Source organism: Fibrobacter sp. UWH4, assembly GCF_900142475.1.
GTDB lineage: Bacteria > Fibrobacterota > Fibrobacteria > Fibrobacterales > Fibrobacteraceae > Fibrobacter.
On record NZ_FRAY01000009.1, the window covers coordinates 1 to 20213 of the forward strand.

Genomic DNA, 20213 nt, shown 5'->3' on the forward strand with positions numbered 1-20213 from the left:
ACCTACGACTGCGAGAAGGAATGTTCCCGCTCGTGGATGCGTACGCCTCGGTCAGCGGGAGGGGCAGACTCGGAAATGAATATATAAATTTTTCGTGTAGAGTGCAATAGGGGGAAGGCGGAATAAAATAAAAAATGCTGAATGACATTAATTGTCGCCTTTTGTATGGAAGCAGTTCGTCTGTCGAAGTATGAAGACCGTCTGGTCTCTGCCAAGGATTCTAAAAAATTCTAAATTTGACCCTGTCATGTTTTTTAGGAAACATTTGGGTCTTATTTTTGGATTTGGAGTGGCGGTTGTTGCGCTTGCCATGGTCTACCTTTCTACTCGTCCGCTTATCCCGTTGGACGTTCAGGAACAGATTGAAGACGATCTTGAAAAATGCGGCGGTGAATTGAAAGAGGCCCGCTGTGCGGTAAGTGGCGAAGACGGCTGGATTTTCTTGCAAGAAAGTCTTGTCAATCTGGTGGTGGACTGGAAAGAAAACTTGAATTCTTTTGTCGCTTTCAATGATTCCTTGGAAGCGCGCGGTATCAAGTTGGTGGTGGTGCCTGTTCCAGATAAATTGCAAATCGAGGCGGAACATTATTCGGAAGAATTGTCGGGAGGGATTGTTGCCCCGCAATATGAAGAATGGGTAGATGCGTTGCAAGACGAAGGTGTTGTCGTTGTCGATGCGGTAGAGGAGTTTCTCGAAAAGAATGAGGAAACGCCCATGTTCGAAGCGTACGAAAGCCACTATACCAGTGCGGGTCGGCAGGTTCTTGCCCAGATGATTGCCGATTCTATCAACGAGATGGACTTGGATGTTCCGAGGGAAGAATGGTTCCTGCGCGACACGGTTGTTCCCGGTACCGGAAATCTTTATCACTTGAAGTACAATTCTTACCCGGATTACGATGTGCGCGTGCTAAAGACTGTGGATGCGGAAGGGAAGCGCTATCACGGTTCCAAGGACGCTCCCATTGTGGTGATTGGCGACAGCAATGCCGATTTTGGCTGGAACAGTTCTTCCAATATCGGCGCATACATTGCGCAGGCGACGGGGATAAAGACTTTTACCCGCAGCCGTATCGGCGGGGGAAACTTGGGCCCGACCTTGTTCAAGGACCGTTCGGAATTCCTGAATGGCAAAAAGATGGTGGTCTGGGTGTTTGACGGTCGTGAACTTTACGGCGATTTCCGCATGCCGGAATTCTAGTTCCGGAATGTCTAATCCAGCATAATCGTGAAGGGGCCGTCGTTTACGAGGCTCACCTGCATGTCGGCGCCGAATTTCCCTGTCTGCACGACGGGGATTTCTTTTTTGCACTCGGCAACGATGTATTCGTAGAGCTCGTTTGCGAGAGTCGGGTTGCCTGCACCGTTGAACGTGGGGCGGTTGCCCTTGTTGCAGTTGGCGTACAGCGTAAATTGCGAGACCAGCAGGAGCTCGCCGCCGACGTCCTTGATAGAAAGATTCGTCTTGCCGTTTTTGTCGGCAAAGATGCGCAGCGCTAGCATCTTGTGGATGAGCCTGTCGGCGATTTCCTTGGTATCTTCTTCGCCCACGCCGATGAGAATCATGTAGCCCTTGCCGATTTTGCCGACAGTCTGCCCTTCGATATCCACCTGGGCGTTCAATACTCGCTGAATTAGGAATTTCATGTTACTCCGCGCTGGCTAAGGCCTTTTTGTAGATGTCCTGCATCACGAGGCCCGCAATCATGAATCCAAAAATAGCGGTGGAGTGTGCCATGGTGCCGTTGATTTGCGCCTTGCTGCTGCACCATTCGTGATCGACCAGGTTTGCATTCTGGAGTTCGGCTTCGCTCCTTTCGTGGCGCACCTTGGGGCACATGCAGGCGTCGGTGCCACAAGAGGAATTCTTGCCGCGGTTTTTCAGGAGTTCGTCGCTGTAGACGCACAGCACCTTTTTCTTGAGTGCCATTTTCTTTTTCTTGAACTTGTCGCGGAGCGCGCGGGCGAGCGGGCAACCGGCGACCTTCCAGAATTCGGCGACCTTGGTTCGTGTGGGGTCCATCTTGAGGGCTGCCCCCATTGAAGAAAATACCGTGGCCTTGGTGCGCGTGGCGTGCCACAACAGCTGCATCTTGTTTTCGAGGCTGTCGATGGCATCGATGATGTAGTCGAAGGTGTCCAGTTGGAATTTGTCCGTATTCGCTTCTTCGTAGATGTCTTGCAATGCGACAATGTTGGCGTGCGGGTTGATTTCGAGCAGACGGTTTTTGAGGACTTCGACTTTGACTTGCCCCACGGTTTTCGTGGTGGCCATCAGTTGGCGGTTCACGTTGGTGACGCACACGCGGTCAGAATCGACGAGCACGAGTTCCTTGATGCCGGAACGCACCAGGCTTTCGGCGCACCAGCTGCCGACTCCGCCGAGACCGAAGATGATGACGCGCTTCTGGTAGATGTTGCCCATCACGTCGTCCCCGAGCAAGAGCGATGTGCGGTTAAAGATGCCTTTCTCGATTCCCATACGAGTCCCGGTTAACCGAAGAGTCGGAGAACGCGCTTGATGCCTGCGACAAAGCGGTCGATGTCGCGCTTCAGGGTGTACGCGCCGAAGCTGAGTCGAAGCGTGGCGTCGACGCCGAAGCGGTCCATCACGGGTTGGGCGCAGTGGTGCCCGCTACGCACTGCAACGTTCTCTTCGTCGAGAATCATGGCGGCGTCGCTGACGGCGATGCCGTCCAGCGTAACGCTGATGAGGGCGCCGCGTTCCTTCGGGTTCCCGAAAATTTTTACCTGCGGGATTTGCGCAAGCTGTTCCAGCGCATACTGCGTAATTTCTTCTTCGTGCTTGCGGATGTTCTCGATGCCGACTTCATTAATCCATTCAATGGCCTTGCCGAGCCCGATGACTTCGGCAATCATGGGCGTGCCTGCCTCAAAGCGTGCGGGAACGTCGGCGTAAGTCGTCTTTTCAAAAGTCACGTTCTTGATCATTTCGCCGCCGCCGTGCCAAGGGGGCATGCTGTCGAGAACTTCATACTTGCCGTAGAGTACGCCCACGCCTGTGGGGCCGTACATCTTGTGTCCGCTAAATGCCAAAAAGTCGCAGTCCAGCTTCTGCACGTCAATCTTGATGTGGCTCGAACTCTGGGCGGCGTCAATCAGAATCTTTGCCTGCGGGGCGAGCTTGCGGACGGTCGCGATGATTTCTGCAATCGGGTTCACGGTACCGACGGAATTGCTCACGTGGGCGACAGCCACCATCTTGGTGCGCGCATTCAACAAACCGGGAAGTGCTGCCAAATCCAGATCGCCGTTGTCCAAAACGGGAATCACCTTGATTTTCGCACCCTTCATTTCGGCAACGAGCTGCCAGCTCACGATGTTTGCATGGTGCTCCAGGCCGCTAATCAGAATATCGTCGCCCGCCTCGAAGAACTTGCGGCCGTAGCTCCACGCCACCAGATTGATGCTTTCGGTGGTGCCGCGGGTGAACACGATTTCGTCTTCGGTCTTCGCGTTAATAAATTTTGCGACATTCTTGCGCGTTGCTTCGAATGCTTCGGTGGTGCGGGCGCTCAGACGGTACACGCCGCGCTTCACGGAACTGTAGTGCTCGCGGTAAAAGTCGTCCATCGCGTCGATGACGCATGCGGGCTTTTGCGTGGTGGCCGTGCTGTCGAGGAATGCCAAGGGCTTTGCGCCGTTGTCGCCTGCGACAAGCATCGGAAATTCGCTACGAACTTTTTCGGCGTTAAAATTTGCATCAATCATGGGCCCAAATATAGTAATTAACGTTATAGCCTGAATTTATGGATTGTTATAGTGTAGAGGTTGTAGAACTTAGAACCTAGAATTTAGGACATTCTTTCGTCTCTAAGATCAACCAACTAAGTTCTGCTTACTGCATTCTGCCTACTGCCATTTTTTCTATATTTACACCGGAATTTTTTGTGAGGGTTAAAATGAAAATTCTTGGTGGTGTATTGTTTTTGGGAGTTCTTGCCTTGGGCGTTTCTAACGCTTTTGCCCAGCCGGAACTTCGTGACGCTATTGATAACGGCGATATTGCCGCGGCCCAGAAAATCGTAAAAAAGGGGGCCGCCGAAGAAATTTATTGCGGCAAGCTTTCTCCTGAAGAAGCTGTCAAGGTTTACGAAAAAATATTCAAGGCAATGCCTTATGAGTCCTTCTCAAATTGTCAGTCCCAGTTCTCATACGGCTACGGCACCAAGGTCTGTGCGAATGCCAAGGCGATGGATGCCTGTACCGAAGTTGTTTCGTACCTGTTGCTGGAAAGCGAAAGCGGCAATACCAAGGCCATCGATGCGTTGGATGGAGTCTTGAACGTGGCCCTTAAAACGAAGGCTTATGCAAAACCGGTCAAGGTTTCTGTCGATACGAGCCTGTGGGTCGTATGCCCCAAGAAAAAGGGCAAGGCCCGCGAAGCTTGCGTAGAGGAGTGCTTTGAACAGTCACTCAATATGAAGGATACCGTGCGCGCGGATCTTTGCGAAACGAATCCGGAACATTATATCGATACGACGATCAAGGTGTCTGTTCCTTCGCCGCTATATGAAAAGCTCCGCAGGGGGCTTCTTGAAGGGTATTGGAAAACGCAGAAGTCTGCGGCCGCAAGGTATGCGGCCATGATTCAGAAAAGTGCGCGAACACTTTCGATTCCCGATAGCGAAGTCGTCAACCTGAATTATGTGTCTCGCTGGGCGGACAAGCACAAGGCTGATTCTACGGCGCTTCCTGGCGGTGAACTTTTCCGTTTCTGCGCCTCGTGGCAGCAAGAAGTTGATTCGATGCTCGCTTTGAAGGGCTTTGAAACGCGTTGCCCGGTATTTGAATCGTTTGTCGACAGTCGTGACGGTCAGACTTATAAGGTCAAGGAAATCAATGGTACCCGTTGGTTTGTGCAGAATCTGAACTATGCGATTGAAGAAAAGTCGATGTGTTACGATCGCGAAGAAGAAAGCTGCAAGATGTACGGCCGCCTTTATACGCAGGATGCGGCTCTGGTCGCTTGTCCCGAAGGCTCTCGCCTGGCAACGGACGACGATTGGAAAATGCTCGAAATATATGCGGGTGGCGCAAATGAGGCTGCGGTACACCTTCGTACCAACGGCTCAGATGATTATGCCTTCACGGCCATGTTCGGCGGCTATGCCAACAAGAACGGCATCTCGGTGATTATGGGCGAAGGTGCCTATTTCTGGACGAGCAAGGATGTGGGCGACGGCCGCGGTATTGCACGCTCCATGTTCAGTACCGACAAAGAAGTTTCGTCCATTCCCGTGGATAAGAACTTCTGGCTTTCCGTTCGCTGCGTGGTGAATGCTGCCCCTGCAGAAGAACCCGCACCCGCTGCTGATGCTAAGCCCTGACTATTGTCAATTTCTTGGTTTTTCTAACTAGACCTACCCGCTGAGTTTCTACTTGAGTAAATCCGAACTCTGAAATCCGAATTGTCTATGTCCTTCGCTCCTACTTGCAGTCGTGATTCTTGGGTAAAGCGTCAAGCCTTGATGAACAAGGTTCGCGCCTTCTTTGTTGCCCGTGGGGTACTTGAAGTCGAAACGCCGACACTTTCGAACGCGGGCGGTACCGACCCTCAGCTGGATTACTTTGAAGTCGAGGGCAGGCATTTTATGATGACCAGTCCCGAATTCCACATGAAGCGATTGCTTGCGGCGGGCTTCGGAGACATTTTCCAGATAACGAAGTCTTTTCGCAAAGATGAATTCGGTGCTCACCACAACAACGAGTTCAGTATGGTGGAATGGTACCGTGTGGGTATGCCGCAAGAAACGTTGATGGACGAGGTGGAAACGCTTGTTTCCGAAATCATCGGCAAACCCATTAACGCTCGTCGCACGCGCTGGATCGATGCGTTCAAGAATTACGCGGGCGTGAATCCGCTGAAGGCTTCGGACGAAGAATTTGCTGCGTCCTGCACCGCTCGCGATATTCCGCTTCCTGTCGATGTCACGGCGATGTCTCGCGAGGACTGGTGGGATTACCTGATGGTGTTTGCGGTGGAACCCGCACTCGCCAAGAACGGCCCCGAATTTATTCTGGATTATCCGCAGTCGCAGGCCGCGCTGGCTCAGACCTACGTGGGCGAAGACGGTTACACCTGGGCGCGTCGTTTTGAACTGTTTGTGGATCAGGTGGAACTTTGCAACGGGTACATGGAACTCACCGATGCGGCCGAGCAGCGTAGACGCTTCGCTGCTGACCTTGAAATTCGTCGCGGCATGAATAAGCCTTTGCCGCCGATTGACGAAAACTTCCTGGCGGCGCTTGAATCGGGGATGCCTTCTTGTTCCGGCGTGGCGCTCGGTCTTGACCGATTGTTTATGCTCGCGATGGGAAAAGAGGAAATTAAGGACGTAATCCTTTTCCCGAGCCCTATCGCTTGATATTCGAAAGACTTCAGACTGTCTACTTCCGACCGTCTACTAACTTCCCGATTAGCTTTCGCATCTGTTTTTCGTCGAATTCTCCGACGTTGATTTTCACGATGCTATCTTGTGCGTTTACGAGGTAGGTTACGGGAATGACGCCCGGGTTGCCTAGCTTGTTCATCATGTCGTAGTTCCAGTGGAACGTGGTCCACGGAATCTTTGCGGCCTTGTTGTACTTGGCGGCGATACGCGGCGAGTCGTCTTCGTTCACCATCAGAATCTTGAAGCCCCTGTCGGCAAATTCGGAATCGAGCTGTTTGAGGAGGGGGAGTTCGGCGCGGCAGCCGGGACACCACGAGGCGGTCAGCGCGATGAGCGTGACGGTTCCTTTTTCAGCCTGGTAGGTGGAGATGGTTCCGTCGAGGAGCTTTCCCCTGAAGTCTTGGATCTTGGTGGGCGCGGCCTGGAAATACCCCTGGTCGCATGCGGAAAATAGGACTGCAAATGCCAATAGCAGCATGCTAGTCACTCCAAAAACGCCTCGCGAAGAGGTTATTTTACGCCCAAGTTCCATTCTAGATAACAAAATAGTGTTTTTTCGGAAAAAATGTGCGTTTTTAATGAAAAAATCGGCCCATTTTAAGTTATATTCTTTAGCATGGCATACAATATTCAAGATCTTCTTTCTGAAATGGTCCAGCGTGGCGCCTCTGACTTGCACATTACTGCAGGTGCGCCTCCCCTTATTCGTCTTTCCGGCAAGCTCACCCCCATTGGCGAGGACAAGCTCAAACCGGACGAAACTATGCGCATGACCTATAGCCTGATGAACGAAGGCCAGAAGAAGACTTTCGAACAGCAGAAGGAATGTGATTTTTCTTTCGGTATTGCGAACCTCGCGCGTTTCCGTGCGAACGCTTATCTGCAGCGTGGTTGCGTGGCGCTTGCGCTCCGTATCATTCCGCTTGAAATCAAGACCTTTAAGGATCTCGGCCTCCCGAAGATTATGGCCGAGTTCACGACCCGTCCTTCCGGCCTCGTGCTGGTGACGGGGGCTACGGGTTCGGGTAAGTCGACGACCTTGGCCGCCATGATTGACAAAATCAACAAGGAACGTCACGACCACATTCTGACGGTGGAAGATCCGATCGAATTCTTGCACAAACACCAGGGTTGCATGATCAACCAGCGCGAAGTCGGTAGCGATACCAACAGTTTTGCCCAGGCTCTTAAGATGGCGCTCCGTCAGGACCCTGACGTGGTGCTTATCGGCGAAATGCGTGACCTTGAAACAATCCGTGCGGCTTTGACGATTGCTGAAACCGGTCACTTGGCTTTTGCGACGCTCCATACCAACTCTTGTGTGCAGACCATCAACCGTGTGGTCGACGCGTTCCCGAAGGGCGAACAGCAGACTGTGCGTACGCAGCTCTCGTTCGTGCTGCAGGGCGTGATTTGCCAGACGCTTATGCCGCGCATTGGCGGTGGCCGTGTGATGGCTTACGAGGTGATGAACGTGACTCCGGGTATTCGTGCGTTGATTCGCGACGACAAGGTGCACCAGATTGAATCGATGATTGAAATCGGTCAGAAGTTCGGCATGAACACGATGAACATGTGTCTCTGCGACCTGGTGAAGAACCACAAGGTCGACCGTTTCGACGCCCTTGCCCGTTCTCCGAGTCCGGACCAGTTGGAACAGTTGTTTGTGAAGGAAGGCGTTTAACCTATGGCAGAATTCCTATACAAGGCCACCAACAGCCAGGGCAACAATTTCGAAGGCTCGATTGAGGCGAAGGACAAGGCTGAAGCCGAAGCGCTGTTGATGCGCCGCCGTTTGATTATTGTCAGCCTCAAGAAAAAGCCGACTGAAATCAAGATTAAGATCGGTTCGGGTATCAAGCCCGCCGAAATTGCACGCTTTACCCGTATGTTCTCTTCGATGAGCTCGGCGGGTCTTCCGATGTTGCAGTGCTTGAACATTCTGGAGAACCAGTGCGAAAACCCGGAACTCAAGAATGTGGTCCACAAGATCACGCAGTCCATTAACGGCGGTTCGTCGTTGGCGGACGCCTTGGCGCAGCACCCGAAAGTCTTCAGCAACCTGTATACGAACATGGTGGCGGCTGGTGAAGCGGGTGGTATCTTGGACGGTATCTTGGCGCGTCTTGCAGAAACCCTTGAAAATAACGAACGCCTGAAGCGTAAAGTGAAAAAGGCTTTGACCTACCCGGTGATGCTTGTTATCGTGGGTATTTTGGTGGTGATTGCCCTTATGACCTTCGTTGTGCCGACATTCGCTGAACAGTTCGCAGCCCTTGATGCAGAACTTCCGGCACCGACACAGGCGGTGATGGGCATTTCTGACTTTATTCGTGATAACGGTGCGTTCCTGTTTATCGGCGCGATTCTCTTGATTGTCGGCTTTAAGGTGGCCATGCGCGTGCCTGCGGCAAAGTTTGCCTGGGACGGCTTTATGCTGAAAGTGCCTAAACTGGGGGACCTGCAGATCAAGTCGACTACCGCTAGTTTTGCGAGAACGCTTGGAACTTTGCTGAATGCCGGTGTGTCCATCATGGATTCCTTGAAGGTGGTGGCCTCGACCGTTACGAACAAAGTAGTTGAAAAGGGCATTAACAAGATTGCAATCGGTATCGCGGGCGGTAAGAGTATCGCTGACCCGATGCAGGATACGGGACTTTTCCCGCCTATGGTGATCCAGATGACAGGCGTGGGTGAAAAGACCGGTAACCTGGGCGGTATGCTTTTGAAACTGGCCGACTTCTATGACGAAGAAGTGGACGCCGCCGTGGACGCCGTGGTGGGCATGATGGAACCGTTAATCATCGTGTTCCTCGGCGGTGCTGTCGGTGGCCTCCTCATTGCAATGTATATGCCTATGTTCTCGATGGGCGACGCCGTTAAGGGATAAATTTTAGTACTGTTGATACAGATGTATTGAAATTGTACTTCGTAGAGTGCCCCCTTTTAAAAAAAGGGGGTATATTTATAAACAAAGAAACGAGGTACACTATGAAGACGAAATTCCTTCTCCCGATTGTTGCGCTTGGCCTGTTCGCCGCCTGTTCCGATGACAGCAGCAGCCCTTCCGCTCCCAAGACCGATATCCCGGCTGCTACGGATACCGTTCCGGTGGTCGGTCCGGATCCGGCAAATCCCGTTACGGATCCTGTTACTGATCCTGCCACCCCGGTTACCGATCCGGCAACTGATCCCGCTGCTAATCCCGGCCTTGATCCGGTCGTTAATCCGGGTACCGACCCTGCGGTGACTCCGGGCACGGATCCTGTCCCCGGCGCCGATGTTGCTGAAACTCCGGTTGACCCGACGGCTTCTGTGAATGCTTGCCTTAGTGCAACCCGCGCTCCGGTCGTAGAACCGACCTACGCGGCTGTGCCCAGTTCCGGAAACTACGCCTACTATGGTGCCGAACTTTCCGGTGTGGAACAGTTCAAGTATGGCCGTTACGAAGCCTGCATGAAGATGGTCTCGATTCCGGGTTCCGTGAGCTCCATGTTCCTTTACTACGACAATTCCTGGATGAACGGTGACGAACCGTGGAACGAAATCGATATCGAAGTTCTCGGTAAGGGCGGCACGATGTGGCAGTCCAACATTATTACCCGCGAAGGAGTACCTTCTATCAAGAAGAACACTTCTTCCGAAAGCAAGCCCTTGCATGAATTCGGCTTCGATGCCACGGAAAGTTTCCACCTGTTTGCGATGACCTGGACACCTGAATACGTGGCGTGGGAAATCGATGGTGTCGAAATCCGTCGCGATACGCTGGGCATTACCCGCGGTACTCATGCCGATGCGGACCAGGTAGCCTTCCTCACGAAGGATCAGACGCTCCGCTTCAACCTTTGGGCTTCCAAGAGCGCAGGCTGGGTTGGTGCATTTACGGGCGATGAACTTGCCGATGCTCCGAAGGCCCAGTGGATTGACTACGTACGCGTCTATTCCTACGACACGGCGACCAAGACCTTTACCGAAGCCTGGACCGATGACTTCGAAGGTGCGGACCTGAACCGCAATCATTGGGCCACCGGTAACTGGGAAATGGAAAAGGTCAATCTCGCCCCCGAAAACGTCGTGGTCGAAAATGGCTACTGCAAGCTCCTGCTGACCCGCGCCGACGCGCCTGCCGCAGAATAATAAGGCCTTTTAGTCACTAGTCGATAGTTTACGAGGTGTTTATATTGACTAGTGACTAAACTTTGTACTCCTATCTTGTTCTCCTCCATAAAGCAAAACGTCCCGGAAGTTTTACTTCCGGGGCGTTTATATGTATGCGAACAACGAGGTATGAGAACTCCAAAAGGAAAAATAAGTCGTTGTTCGCCCTTCGCTCCGACAATAGACTACCGGTCTATTGCCTTTGCTCGGCGCATTATAAATGCGACCAACGAAAAAAAAAGCCGCAGCTTTTTTCGCTGCGACTAATTCCGAAATCTGAATTCCGAAATCTGAATTACAACACTCCGTGGCAGGTGCGGCTGATGACGTCGTCCTGCTGTTCCTTAGTCAGAGACAGGAACTTGACTGCGTAGCCGGAAACGCGGATGGTGAAGTTCGCGTATTCGGGCTTTTCCGGGTGCGCCTGGGCGTCGAGCAACTTTTCCACGCCGAACACGTTCACGTTCAGGTGGTGGGCGCCCTGGGCGAAGTAACCGTCCATGACGGTGACGAGCTTCTGGGCGCGTTCGTCGTCGCTGTGGCCGAGCGCGTTCGGGCTGATGGTCTGCGTGTTGCTGATACCGTCGAGCGCGTATTCGTACGGGAGCTTGGCGACAGAGTTGAGCGAGGCCAACAGACCGTTCTTTTCGGCGCCGTAGCTCGGGTTTGCACCGGGAGCGAACGGGGCGTGAGCCGGGCGACCGTCGGGGAGGGCGCCGGTGGCCTTGCCGTAAACAACGTTACTGGTGATCGTAAGAATCGACGTGGTCGGTTCGGCACCGCGGTAGGTGTGGTGCTTCTTGATCTTCGCGATGAATTCCTTGAGGAGCCAGACGGCAATTTCGTCGGCGCGGTCGTCGTCGTTGCCGTACTTCGGGAAGTCGCCTTCGATCTTGAAGTCCTTCACGAGGCCGTTTTCGCCGCGGATCACGGATACCTTAGCGTACTTGATGGCGCAGAGGCTGTCGACCACGTGGCTGAATCCTGCGATACCCGTTGCAAACGTGCGGCGCACATCGGTATCGATGAGGGCGAGTTCAGCGGCTTCGTAGTAGTACTTGTCGTGCATGTAGTGGATCAGGTTCAGCGTGTTCACGTAGATACCTGCGAGCCATTCGAGCATGATGTCGTACTTGTGCATCACTTCGTCGTAGTTCAGCACGTCGCCGGTAATCGGAGCAAGTTCCGGACCGATCTGCATACCGGGCACCAGGCCGCCTTCTTCGTCCTTGCCGCCGTTGATGGCGTAGAGGAGAGCCTTCGCGAGGTTTGCGCGGGCACCGAAGAACTGCATTTCCTTACCGGTCTGCGTTGCAGAAACGCAGCAGCAAATGCTGTAGTCGTCACCCCAAACCGGGCGCATCACGTCGTCGTTTTCGTACTGGATCGAGCTGGTCGTCACAGAGATGTAGGCGGCGTATTCCTTGAAGTTTTCAGGGAGGCGCTTGGTGTAGAGAACGGTGAGGTTGGGTTCCGGAGACGGGCCCATATTTTCGAGGGTGTGCAAGAAACGGAAGTCGTTCTTGGTGACCATCGGGCGGCCGTCCTGGCCCATACCGCCAACTTCGAGAGTGGCCCACACCGGGTCGCCGCTGAAGAGCTGGTTGTAAGATTCGATACGGGCGAACTTGACCATGCGGAACTTCATGACCATGTGGTCTACGAGTTCCTGGGCTTGCGCTTCAGTGAGCGTGCCGTTCTTGAGGTCGCGTTCGATATAAATGTCGAGGAAGGTCGAAATACGGCCCACGCTCATGGCGGCGCCGTTCTGCGTCTTGATGGCAGAGAGGTAGCCGAAGTAGAGCCACTGGAAGGCTTCCTTTGCGTTGGTGGCCGGCTTCGAAATATCGAAACCGTAGCTGGCGGCCATCACCTTCATGGCCTTGAGGGCCTTGATCTGTTCGGCGACTTCTTCGCGCAGGCGAATCACGTCGTCGGTCATGGTGCCGTCACCCACGTGGGCGAGGTCGTTCTGCTTCTGCTGGATGATGTAGTCGATACCGTAAAGGGCTACGCGGCGGTAGTCACCCACGATACGGCCACGACCGTAGGTGTCCGGAAGACCGGTCAGCAAGTGGGCCTTGCGGACGGCGCGGATTTCAGGAGTGTAGCAGTCGAACACGGCCTGGTTGTGGGTCTTGTGGTAGTCGGTAAAGATCTTGTGGAGGTCTGCGCTCGGCTCGTAGCCGTACTGCTTGCAGGATTCTTCGGCCATCTTGATGCCGCCGAACGGCATAAAGGCGCGCTTCAGCGGCTTGTCGGTCTGCAGACCCACGACCTTTTCCAGGTCCTTGAGGCTTTCGCTGATGTAGCCCGGCTTATGGCTCGTAATCGTCGAAACGATGTCGGTGTCCATATCGAGCACGCCACCCTTCTTGCGTTCTTCGGCCTGCAGCTTCTGGAGTTCACCCCAGAGCTTTTCGGTGGCGTCTGTCGGGCCTGCCAAAAATTCCTTGCCGCCTTCGTATGCGGTATAGTTGCGTTGAATAAAGTCGCGGACGTTGATTTCTTCTTGCCAGAGTCCGCCGGTAAAGCCATTCCATGCTTCGCTCATGTTTTCCTTCTTTGCTCGACCTTCCAACGCCATAAATTTGGACTGCCGAGACTTTCGGTTGCTTGTTCTAATTAGTAGCTATAATATAGAAAAATAGGGGGTGAGCCCAAAGGGTTTTCGTGAACTATATTTTACTTTCTGGTGGCCCCGGTTTTACAATTTGCGCTTTCTGTAAAAGCTTAATGTGCCATCCGTCAATGAAATAGAAGCGTAAAGTAAGTTTTTGGGGGCGATTGTGCTCGCGCCTTTTACTTGATGATTCCCGCCCTGTATTTCATTTTTAGAATGCGTGCGGCGGATTCTTCAATACGCTGGCGATAGTATTTACTTTGTTTGGATAGTGCGGCCAGATAGTTTATCATTTCTACCGCTTTTGACGAGTAGGTGATCATGAACATGTCGTTGCCTGCCATCAAGGCGGTGCGCACCAATTTTCTAAAATCCTTGGCGGGGTAGTTCTTGCTGCGGACACGTTCGTTGCCGCTAATCCAGGCGCGGAGGCTGACACCCCACAGGTCGTCGGTCAATATGACGGTCTCGGGAGACATATCGCGCGCCATTTTGACAATTTTCGGCTCGAATACGGCGGGGCGGCTCGATATGCGCACGAAACTCACGCTGCTCATCATGGTCACGGGAATGTCGCTCGAAAGCGTCCTGAAAAATTCCACGTTCTTTGCGATTTTGGCTCTAGGAGTCGAACTCACGGCGATTTGATGGTCGCTATTGGTCCAGGAATCGTAACCAGGAAAATGCTTGGATACGCAAACGACTCCGTTTTCGCTCATGCCCTTGACGAACGCCCTTACTTTGAATGCGTTGGTGGTGTCGTTGCCCCAGGAACGGCGACTTTCTTCCATGAACGAATTTTTGCCGCGGCTGTCTTTAGAAGGGTCAAGAACGGGCGCGAGGTTCATGTTTATTTTGAGTTCTTTCAGCGCGCTTCCGATTTTGTTGGCGAGCGAGTGGATGTCTGTCGAATCCATGCGTCGCATTTCTTGTGCGCTGGGAACGCCTCGCCATGTATCGGAGTAAGATGCCAGTCGGTTGACGATTCCGCCTTCTTGGTCTGTGGCGACAACGAGCGGAATTCTTAGGCCGGAGTCAATTTCGGCCATCGTGTTCAGGTAGCGTTTTGCGGAGCGAAGGTGCTGGCCTGTGATAAGCACTCCGCCGATTTCGTTTTCGATAATGAACTGCGACGAGGTGAGATAAACCATCACCATCTGTGCGGCCTTCTGCTTGATGCTGAGCGAATCCCACAGTGGCATAAGCTCGCGGGGGAGTCCGTAAGGTGTTTGCGCGGAATCTTCTTGCGGTAAGGCTTCGGCTGTATACGACGCGCTTGTTGCTGAACTGCTCGCAGGTTCCGTGGCTTGATTCACCGCAGCTTCTGTAAGCGAGTTCAGCGGAATAAACTTCACGTCAGGCAGAGAATCCTCCGCCCGCACAAGGGCGAATGCAAGAATAAATATGATAGATGTGTGCCGAATTAACGTCATTGCGCAAGCGCATGACCCTGCGGTTCTCCAATGCGTGAGCAAGCTCCCGCGCAGTCGAACCTTGCACGTCATTGCGAGCCTGAAAGGCGAAGCAATCCATGAATTACAAGTTGAAACCATCAAATAAGTCTTTCCATTCAGGATTCATACTTTTAATAAGATCAATTTTCTTTTGACGAGAACCACCTTTAATCTTTTTTTCTCTTTCAATAGCTTCTAACACTGAGGTGTGTTCTTCAAAGTAACCGAGCTTTGTTATGTTATATTTTTTAGTAAATCCTTTTATTAAGGATTTATGTTCTTGCATTCGTCTAATAAGATTCGTTGTAACACCTGTATATAATGTTCCATTAGGCTTATTGAATAGAATATAGGTGTATGATTTTTCTTGCATGAAAACTCTTTTTATTTGGATTGCTTCGTCGTTTCACTCCTCGCAATGACGATTCGTGCTATTTACTCAGCTTTCTTTTTTCCGAAACGTCTCGGCTTGAATTCGCGCGGAGGAAATTCGAACTTGATTTTCCCCTTTTCGAGCTTCAGGTAGGCGTCAAAATTCCGGTGCGTCTTGTTGCTGCGGAAACCTTTGATGAGCGCCGTTTTTTCGCCAGAAAGCAATGTCTTGATGATGTCGAGCGTAAGTTCCTTGCCCAAAAGAATCTTCGGAAGCGTAATGCCGCTAGGTTCTTTCTTCAGGTAGGATTCGCTGACGTAGCCGGTCATTGTCTCGTACACGGCGGCGCCGTCCACAGGTGACTTGCCGACCTCGGCGCCGACTTCCACTTCTTCGGGTTTTTCGTCGAATACGAATTCAATCTTGTTTTCGTCGTTGATAATCACCACGGCCGAGAATTCGGCGCCGCGCTTGCTGCGGAATCCAGTAAGCGGGCCAATTTTCCTGTTGGTCAGGAGCTCGGTGATTTCTTCGGGGGTGAGCCTCTTGCCGCCAATCATCTTGCGGATCACGATACCGTCTTCGGTGGTGTAGCGGCTCACGGTTTCAAAAACCTTCTTGCCGTTCACGGGGCTGAAAGAGGCTTCGCCGGTGGTGCTTTCTTCCTTGAATCCCTTGATGTTTTTCACCATGGTCTTCGTCATCTCAACGATGCCTTCCATGAACTTTTCGCGGGTTTCCTTGCCCTTCTCGATCTGCTCCATTTTATATTCCCAGTTGCCGGTAAGTTCCGGGCTGGTGAGCGCTTCAATATCCATGGCCTTCAGCACCTTGATCAGGTCAAATGCCTTTGCGGTCGGGATCATGTCCTTGCCGTCGCGAACCACGTACTTGTCGCTGACGAGCTTTTCGATAATGGCGGCGCGCGTTGCCGGCGTTCCAAGTCCGCGTTCCTTCATGGCGTCGCGGAGTTCTTCGTCTTCCACCAACTTACCGGCGCTTTCCATCATCGAAAGGAGCGTGCTTTCGGTGTAGTGTGCGGGCGGCTTGGTAAAGTCTTCCTTTTCTTCGAGGGCGACCGTCTTGGCGGACTTGCCCTTGAGTGCCGGGATGTTCGATTCTTCGTCGCTGTCCTTGCCGTACACGGCCTTGAAGCCCGGTTCAATGAGCACCTTGCCTTCGGTAATAAAGGTTTCGCCTTCCACCGTCGTCACGCGGGTGGTGTTTTCGTACTTGGCGGGCGGGAAGAACACAGCGATGAATCGCTGGCAAATCATCGTGAAAATTTTCTGTTCGGCTTCGGTGAGTCCCGAGGGCATCACGCCGGTGGGAATAATGGCGAAGTGGTCCGAAATCTTCGAGTTGTCGAACACCTTGGGAGTCTTCACGACCCAGTTGTTCTTGAGTGCGGTTTCTGCAAACTTGGCGAGCGGTCCTTCGATTTTGCCGAGGGTCGCCTTCACCGGAGCCACGTAGTCCTCGGGCAGGCAGCGGCTGTCGGTACGCGGGTAGGTGGTCGCCTTGTGGCGTTCGTACAGGGCCTGCGCAATCGAGAGGGTGGTCTTCGCGCTAAAGCCGAATCGGTTGTTCGCTTCGCGCTGGAGTGTCGTCAAGTCGTACAGCGGGCTGCATTTCTGGAGCGAGGGGGCGGAAGTCTCTTCGACTGTGCCGGCCTTGCCCTTGCACTTCTTCAAAATTTCCTGGACTTTCTTCTCGTCAAAAATCTGCTTGATTTTGTCCTTGCCGTCTTCCTTGTTGGCGGTGAACCACTTGCCTTGGTAGTGGCTACCGTCGTTGTCGAACTCGGCTTCCACGGTCCAGAACTTTTGCGGCACGAACTGCATGCGTTCTTCTTCGCGGTTCACGATAATGGCAAGCGTCGGCGTCTGCACGCGGCCGCACGGGGTCACCTGGAATCCGCCCATGCTGCTGTTGTAGGCGGTAAGGCCGCGGCTTCCGTTCATACCGATCAGCCAGTCGGCTTCGCTACGGCAAAGGGCGGCGGCCTTCAGGTTTTCCATTTCGGCGCCGTCGCGCATGTTTTCAAAAGCTTCCTTGATGGCTGCCGGGGTCATACTCTGCATCCACAGGCGCTTGATGGTCTTGCCCGTGAACTTGCCCTTGAGCACATACTGCAATATATAGAAGAAAATCAGTTCACCTTCGCGGCCCGCATCGCATGCGTTCACGATGGTCGTCACGTCCTTACGCTTGATGAGCTTAGAGAGTGCCGAAAGCTGACCCTTGGTCGCAGGCGTTGCTACCAGCGGGAATTCCTTGGGGAGCATGGGGAGCGTGCTCATTTCCCACTTCTTGTACCTTTCGTCGATTTCTTTCGGGTCGGCGATTTCAACCAGGTGGCCGATGGCATGGCTCACGATGGTGGTGTCGCTTTCGTAGTGGGTCTTTTCGTTCTTGAAGTTCTTTTGCCCGAGCACGCGCACCAGGTCCAGGGCCACACTCGGTTTTTCGGCGATTATTAAAGTCTTGCCTTCGCCTACATCGACCGTCTTTTTAGCAGAAACCGTTTTGGTCGCAGTCTTTGTCGCGGTCTTCTTCGCGGCGGTCTTGGTTGCGGTCGTTTTAGTCGTTGTTGCTTTTTTTGTCGTAGTTGCCATCGTTATTTCCATTTAAATCGTCCGAACAGGCCAAAAAGCACGGCCAGCACGGTAAAGGGGGCGTGGATAAATTCTACAGGAATGCACCACTTGATCAGGTGCTCCTGCCTGAATATCCTGAGCCCGCGAAGTATTAAAACCAAATCACCAATGCATTTGGCGACAAACGCGATAAGTGTCGCGATAAAAATCTCGAAACTGAATGGCGAAAGTACCGCCGCTATACACTGCATGGTCAGGAACAGGAATACCATGCTGAGTACGAATACGATTTTCGGTGTATAATAGATAGTCTTCGACGCCCAGCGCTTGCGTTGCTCCCAGAGTTCCTTCAAGGTTTCTTTGCCGTTGGTGGTCACGAAGGTGCTTTCCGCGATGCAGTAGCGCATGGCCCAGGGGCGGTCGGCTGCGAGTTTTTGCATCAAGAGGTCGTCGTCGCCGCTCTGGATCTTGATCACGTTGTCGAACCCGTGCACGCTCTTGAAAAAGCTCTTGCGGTAGGCTAAGTTGTTGCCGGTACTCGTAAGCGGGAGCCGCATGGCGAGCCCAGCGGTGCCTGCCACGCGGTAAATCAGGGTTTCTACTGCCTGCATGCATATCAGCAGGCTCGATTTTCCTGGAATCGTTGGAATGTACGAATGTCCGGCCACCAGTTCGATTCCCGGTTCGAATTCGGCTACGATTCCCGTAACCCAGGTGGGCTTTACGATGCAGTCGGCATCGGTAAGGCAGAGGATTTCCCCTTCGCAGGCGTCAATCAGCTTCGAAAGCGCATGCTTCTTGGGACTCACGCCTTCGGGAATATCCTTGATGGTCAGCACGTGCAGTCGCGGGTTCTTGGCGGCGTATTCTGCCAAAATTTCCGGCGTATCGTCGTCGCTTCTGTCGTCAGCTACCCACACGTCCCACTGTCCGCGGTAATCCTGCACAAGCACCGAGTCCAGTGTCGCGCGGATGCCCGCCGATTCGTTGCGGGCCGAAATCAGGATGCTCACCTGCGGCGGAGGTTCCACATCGGAGTTTCCGGTGCGCACGGTGCCGAGTGCGCGGAAAAAACGCACCTCGAGGGCTATGTAGAATAGTCCGAACACGACCAAAAGGCCGATGACCAGGTATGTGAGCACCGTTAAAAACATTTCCGCGCAAAATTTAGTTCATCGGGACGGCTCCGAAAAAAAAGAACCGTTGAAAACATCGCTTTTTTTTGCAACACTTGCGTTTTTCTCGCAAAAAGGGCAAAATTATATTTATATTACATTCCAAAAAAGAGGTTTAAGATGAAATTGAAAACCTTGATAAAAAAATACAATAGTGCCAATTTGGTGCTTCGAATTGCCATTGCGATTGTCTTGGGTTCACTTTTGGGAGTAATTCTTCCGTCGCAAAAATGGATCGGTGAATTTGGAACTTTGTTCGTAAGCGCTCTCAAGGCGATCGCTCCGGTGCTGGTCTTTATCTTGATCGTGTGCTCGCTGGCGTCCGGAAAGTCTCATTTGGATCGCCGCTTTGGTCGAGTGGCGCTTCTGTACCTGACGAGTACGCTGGTCGCTTCTCTAGTGGCGATGGTGGCTAATTTTATTTTTCCGCAGAAATTGGACCTCGCGAATGCCTTTGGTGCATCTGCGGCTCCATCCGGTATTGCCGAGGTCATGCATAATTTGTTGATCCATGCGGTATCGAACCCGTTTGCGGCAATTGTCGAGGCCAACTATATCGGTATTCTGGTCTGGTCCGCCTGTTTGGGATTTGCAATCAAGAAAATTGCCAGTGAAACAACCCTGAGCGTCTTGAAGGACTTGACGGCGTCGGTGTCGTTGGTGGTGCGCTGGATTATCAATCTCGCTCCGATAGGCATTATGGGTGTCGTGTTCATTTCTGTTTCTACTAATGGCATCGGAATTTTCAAGACGTATGGTTCGCTAATCTTGATTCTTGTCGTGACGATGTTTTTTATGGCGTTTGTTGTTGTTCCTGCGATTGTGGGCGTTATGCTCCGCCGCGACCCCTATCCGCTGGTGTTGAAGTGTTTCAAGAGTAGCGCCGTAACAGCCTTCTTTACCCGCAGCTCCGCGGCGAACATTCCGGTAAACATGGCCCTTTGTAAAAAGCTGGGACTGGATAGCGAGTTCTATTCGGTATCGATTCCGCTGGGTGCGACCATCAATATGAGTGGCGCAGCAATTACCATTACGGTGATGACGCTTGCGACGGTGCATACGCTCGGAATTCCGGTGACCATGTCTTCTGCCTTGGCGGTGTGCTTCCTTGCAACCTTGGGCGCTTGCGGTACGAGTGGTGTCGCCGGCGGCTCGTTGCTTCTGATTCCGCTAGCCTGTACGCCTTTTGGAATTTCTTCGGATGTGGCCATGCAGGTGGTGGCCGTAGGCTTTATCATCGGTGTTATTCAGGATAGCCTCGAAACGGCCTTGAATTCTTCGACAGATGTCATCTTTACGGCGACCGCCGAATACCGGGCCTGGCAAAAACAGGGAAAACCCTTGCCCAAGGAATTCTTCCGCGAACACGGAACCGAAGAACATTAAACCGATAAAAATCGAAAAAAAAGAATGA

General features: G+C 52.7%; 16 protein-coding genes. 7 read left to right on the forward strand and 9 right to left on the reverse strand.

All coding sequences use genetic code 11. The annotated features are described in order from the left end of the window. Positions 1–247: 247 nt before the first annotated feature. Positions 248–1201, forward strand: a complete 954-nt coding sequence (locus tag BUA93_RS13420; RefSeq protein WP_072980236.1) for an alginate O-acetyltransferase AlgX-related protein — start codon at positions 248–250, stop codon at positions 1199–1201. 11 nt (positions 1202–1212) lie between these two features. Here the strand turns inward: BUA93_RS13420 and dtd are convergent, their stop codons facing one another. The 3 genes from dtd to BUA93_RS13435 are packed head-to-tail and all read right to left on the reverse strand — an operon-like array spanning position 1213 to position 3732. After that, positions 1213–1647, reverse strand: coding sequence for a D-aminoacyl-tRNA deacylase (dtd, locus tag BUA93_RS13425; protein ID WP_072980238.1), 435 nt, complete (start codon positions 1645–1647; stop codon positions 1213–1215). A 1-nt stretch (position 1648) separates the two neighbouring features. Continuing rightward, on the reverse strand, positions 1649–2482 hold the full coding sequence (locus BUA93_RS13430) for a tRNA threonylcarbamoyladenosine dehydratase (RefSeq protein WP_072980240.1): 834 nt from the start codon (positions 2480–2482) through the stop codon (positions 1649–1651). Positions 2483–2493: 11 nt separating this feature from the next. Next, on the reverse strand, positions 2494–3732 hold the full coding sequence (locus BUA93_RS13435) for an aminotransferase class V-fold PLP-dependent enzyme (protein WP_072980242.1): 1239 nt from the start codon (positions 3730–3732) through the stop codon (positions 2494–2496). Between the two features lie 191 nt (positions 3733–3923). On the opposite strand from BUA93_RS13435, the gene BUA93_RS13440 reads away from it, so the two are divergent. Both BUA93_RS13440 and epmA read left to right on the forward strand, forming a co-directional pair. Then, positions 3924–5351, forward strand: a complete 1428-nt coding sequence (locus BUA93_RS13440) for an FISUMP domain-containing protein (RefSeq protein ID WP_072980244.1) — start codon at positions 3924–3926, stop codon at positions 5349–5351. Between the two features lie 87 nt (positions 5352–5438). After that, the gene (epmA, locus tag BUA93_RS13445) at positions 5439–6389 is read left to right on the forward strand and encodes an EF-P lysine aminoacylase EpmA (protein ID WP_254793992.1); all 951 of its coding nucleotides are present in this window, start codon (positions 5439–5441) and stop codon (positions 6387–6389) included. Positions 6390–6411: 22 nt separating this feature from the next. On the opposite strand, the gene BUA93_RS13450 is transcribed toward epmA, so the two are convergent. Continuing rightward, a complete protein-coding gene (locus BUA93_RS13450) occupies positions 6412–6894 on the reverse strand; it encodes a TlpA family protein disulfide reductase (protein ID WP_072980248.1) in 483 nt (160 codons plus the stop codon). 138 nt (positions 6895–7032) lie between these two features. On the opposite strand from BUA93_RS13450, the gene BUA93_RS13455 reads away from it, so the two are divergent. The 3 genes from BUA93_RS13455 (at position 7033) to BUA93_RS13465 (ending at position 10553) form a co-directional block, all read left to right on the forward strand. After that, positions 7033–8100, forward strand: a complete 1068-nt coding sequence (locus BUA93_RS13455; protein WP_072980250.1) for a type IV pilus twitching motility protein PilT — start codon at positions 7033–7035, stop codon at positions 8098–8100. Between the two features lie 3 nt (positions 8101–8103). After that, positions 8104–9306 (forward strand): type II secretion system F family protein, encoded by a 1203-nt coding sequence (locus BUA93_RS13460; protein WP_072980252.1) that lies wholly within the window; start codon positions 8104–8106, stop codon positions 9304–9306. A gap of 101 nt (positions 9307–9407) precedes the next feature. Further along, positions 9408–10553, forward strand: a complete 1146-nt coding sequence (locus BUA93_RS13465; RefSeq protein ID WP_072980254.1) for a family 16 glycosylhydrolase — start codon at positions 9408–9410, stop codon at positions 10551–10553. Between the two features lie 316 nt (positions 10554–10869). Here BUA93_RS13465 and pflB read toward each other — a convergent pair whose 3' ends face one another. The 5 genes from pflB to BUA93_RS13490 form a co-directional block, all read right to left on the reverse strand. Beyond that, the gene (gene pflB, locus BUA93_RS13470) at positions 10870–13128 is read right to left on the reverse strand and encodes a formate C-acetyltransferase (protein WP_072980415.1); all 2259 of its coding nucleotides are present in this window, start codon (positions 13126–13128) and stop codon (positions 10870–10872) included. 248 nt (positions 13129–13376) lie between these two features. After that, positions 13377–14552 carry a glycoside hydrolase family 3 protein gene (locus BUA93_RS13475; RefSeq protein ID WP_175547453.1) on the reverse strand — a complete coding sequence of 392 codons (1176 nt, stop codon included), beginning with the start codon at positions 14550–14552 and terminating at the stop codon, positions 13377–13379. Positions 14553–14733: 181 nt separating this feature from the next. Beyond that, complete coding sequence (locus tag BUA93_RS13480) at positions 14734–15024, reverse strand: GIY-YIG nuclease family protein (RefSeq protein WP_072980258.1); 291 nt, start codon at positions 15022–15024, stop codon at positions 14734–14736. A gap of 62 nt (positions 15025–15086) precedes the next feature. After that, the gene (locus tag BUA93_RS13485; RefSeq protein ID WP_072980260.1) at positions 15087–17642 is read right to left on the reverse strand and encodes a DNA topoisomerase III; all 2556 of its coding nucleotides are present in this window, start codon (positions 17640–17642) and stop codon (positions 15087–15089) included. Positions 17643–17644: 2 nt separating this feature from the next. Beyond that, positions 17645–18778, reverse strand: a complete 1134-nt coding sequence (locus BUA93_RS13490; RefSeq protein ID WP_072980262.1) for a glycosyltransferase — start codon at positions 18776–18778, stop codon at positions 17645–17647. A 141-nt stretch (positions 18779–18919) separates the two neighbouring features. Between BUA93_RS13490 and sstT the strand changes: the two genes are divergently transcribed. Then, the gene (sstT, locus tag BUA93_RS13495; protein ID WP_072980264.1) at positions 18920–20185 is read left to right on the forward strand and encodes a serine/threonine transporter SstT; all 1266 of its coding nucleotides are present in this window, start codon (positions 18920–18922) and stop codon (positions 20183–20185) included. The last annotated feature ends 28 nt before the right edge of the window (positions 20186–20213 follow it).

What these genes read in the sequence shown, in the direction of transcription:
- BUA93_RS13430 (WP_072980240.1), bottom strand. Translation starts at nt 2,482, where the DNA reads ATGGGAATCGAGAAAGGCATCTTTAACCGCACATCGCTCTTGCTCGGG.
- BUA93_RS13440 (WP_072980244.1), top strand. Translation starts at nt 3,924, where the DNA reads ATGAAAATTCTTGGTGGTGTATTGTTTTTGGGAGTTCTTGCCTTGGGC.
- BUA93_RS13465 (WP_072980254.1), top strand. Translation starts at nt 9,408, where the DNA reads ATGAAGACGAAATTCCTTCTCCCGATTGTTGCGCTTGGCCTGTTCGCC.
- BUA93_RS13435 (WP_072980242.1), bottom strand. Translation starts at nt 3,732, where the DNA reads ATGATTGATGCAAATTTTAACGCCGAAAAAGTTCGTAGCGAATTTCCG.
- BUA93_RS13460 (WP_072980252.1), top strand. Translation starts at nt 8,104, where the DNA reads ATGGCAGAATTCCTATACAAGGCCACCAACAGCCAGGGCAACAATTTC.
- pflB (WP_072980415.1), bottom strand. Translation starts at nt 13,128, where the DNA reads ATGAGCGAAGCATGGAATGGCTTTACCGGCGGACTCTGGCAAGAAGAA.
- BUA93_RS13455 (WP_072980250.1), top strand. Translation starts at nt 7,033, where the DNA reads ATGGCATACAATATTCAAGATCTTCTTTCTGAAATGGTCCAGCGTGGC.
- BUA93_RS13490 (WP_072980262.1), bottom strand. Translation starts at nt 18,778, where the DNA reads ATGTTTTTAACGGTGCTCACATACCTGGTCATCGGCCTTTTGGTCGTG.
- BUA93_RS13450 (WP_072980248.1), bottom strand. Translation starts at nt 6,894, where the DNA reads ATGCTGCTATTGGCATTTGCAGTCCTATTTTCCGCATGCGACCAGGGG.
- sstT (WP_072980264.1), top strand. Translation starts at nt 18,920, where the DNA reads ATGAAATTGAAAACCTTGATAAAAAAATACAATAGTGCCAATTTGGTG.
- BUA93_RS13420 (WP_072980236.1), top strand. Translation starts at nt 248, where the DNA reads ATGTTTTTTAGGAAACATTTGGGTCTTATTTTTGGATTTGGAGTGGCG.
- BUA93_RS13485 (WP_072980260.1), bottom strand. Translation starts at nt 17,642, where the DNA reads ATGGCAACTACGACAAAAAAAGCAACAACGACTAAAACGACCGCAACC.
- BUA93_RS13480 (WP_072980258.1), bottom strand. Translation starts at nt 15,024, where the DNA reads ATGCAAGAAAAATCATACACCTATATTCTATTCAATAAGCCTAATGGA.
- dtd (WP_072980238.1), bottom strand. Translation starts at nt 1,647, where the DNA reads ATGAAATTCCTAATTCAGCGAGTATTGAACGCCCAGGTGGATATCGAA.
- epmA (WP_254793992.1), top strand. Translation starts at nt 5,439, where the DNA reads ATGTCCTTCGCTCCTACTTGCAGTCGTGATTCTTGGGTAAAGCGTCAA.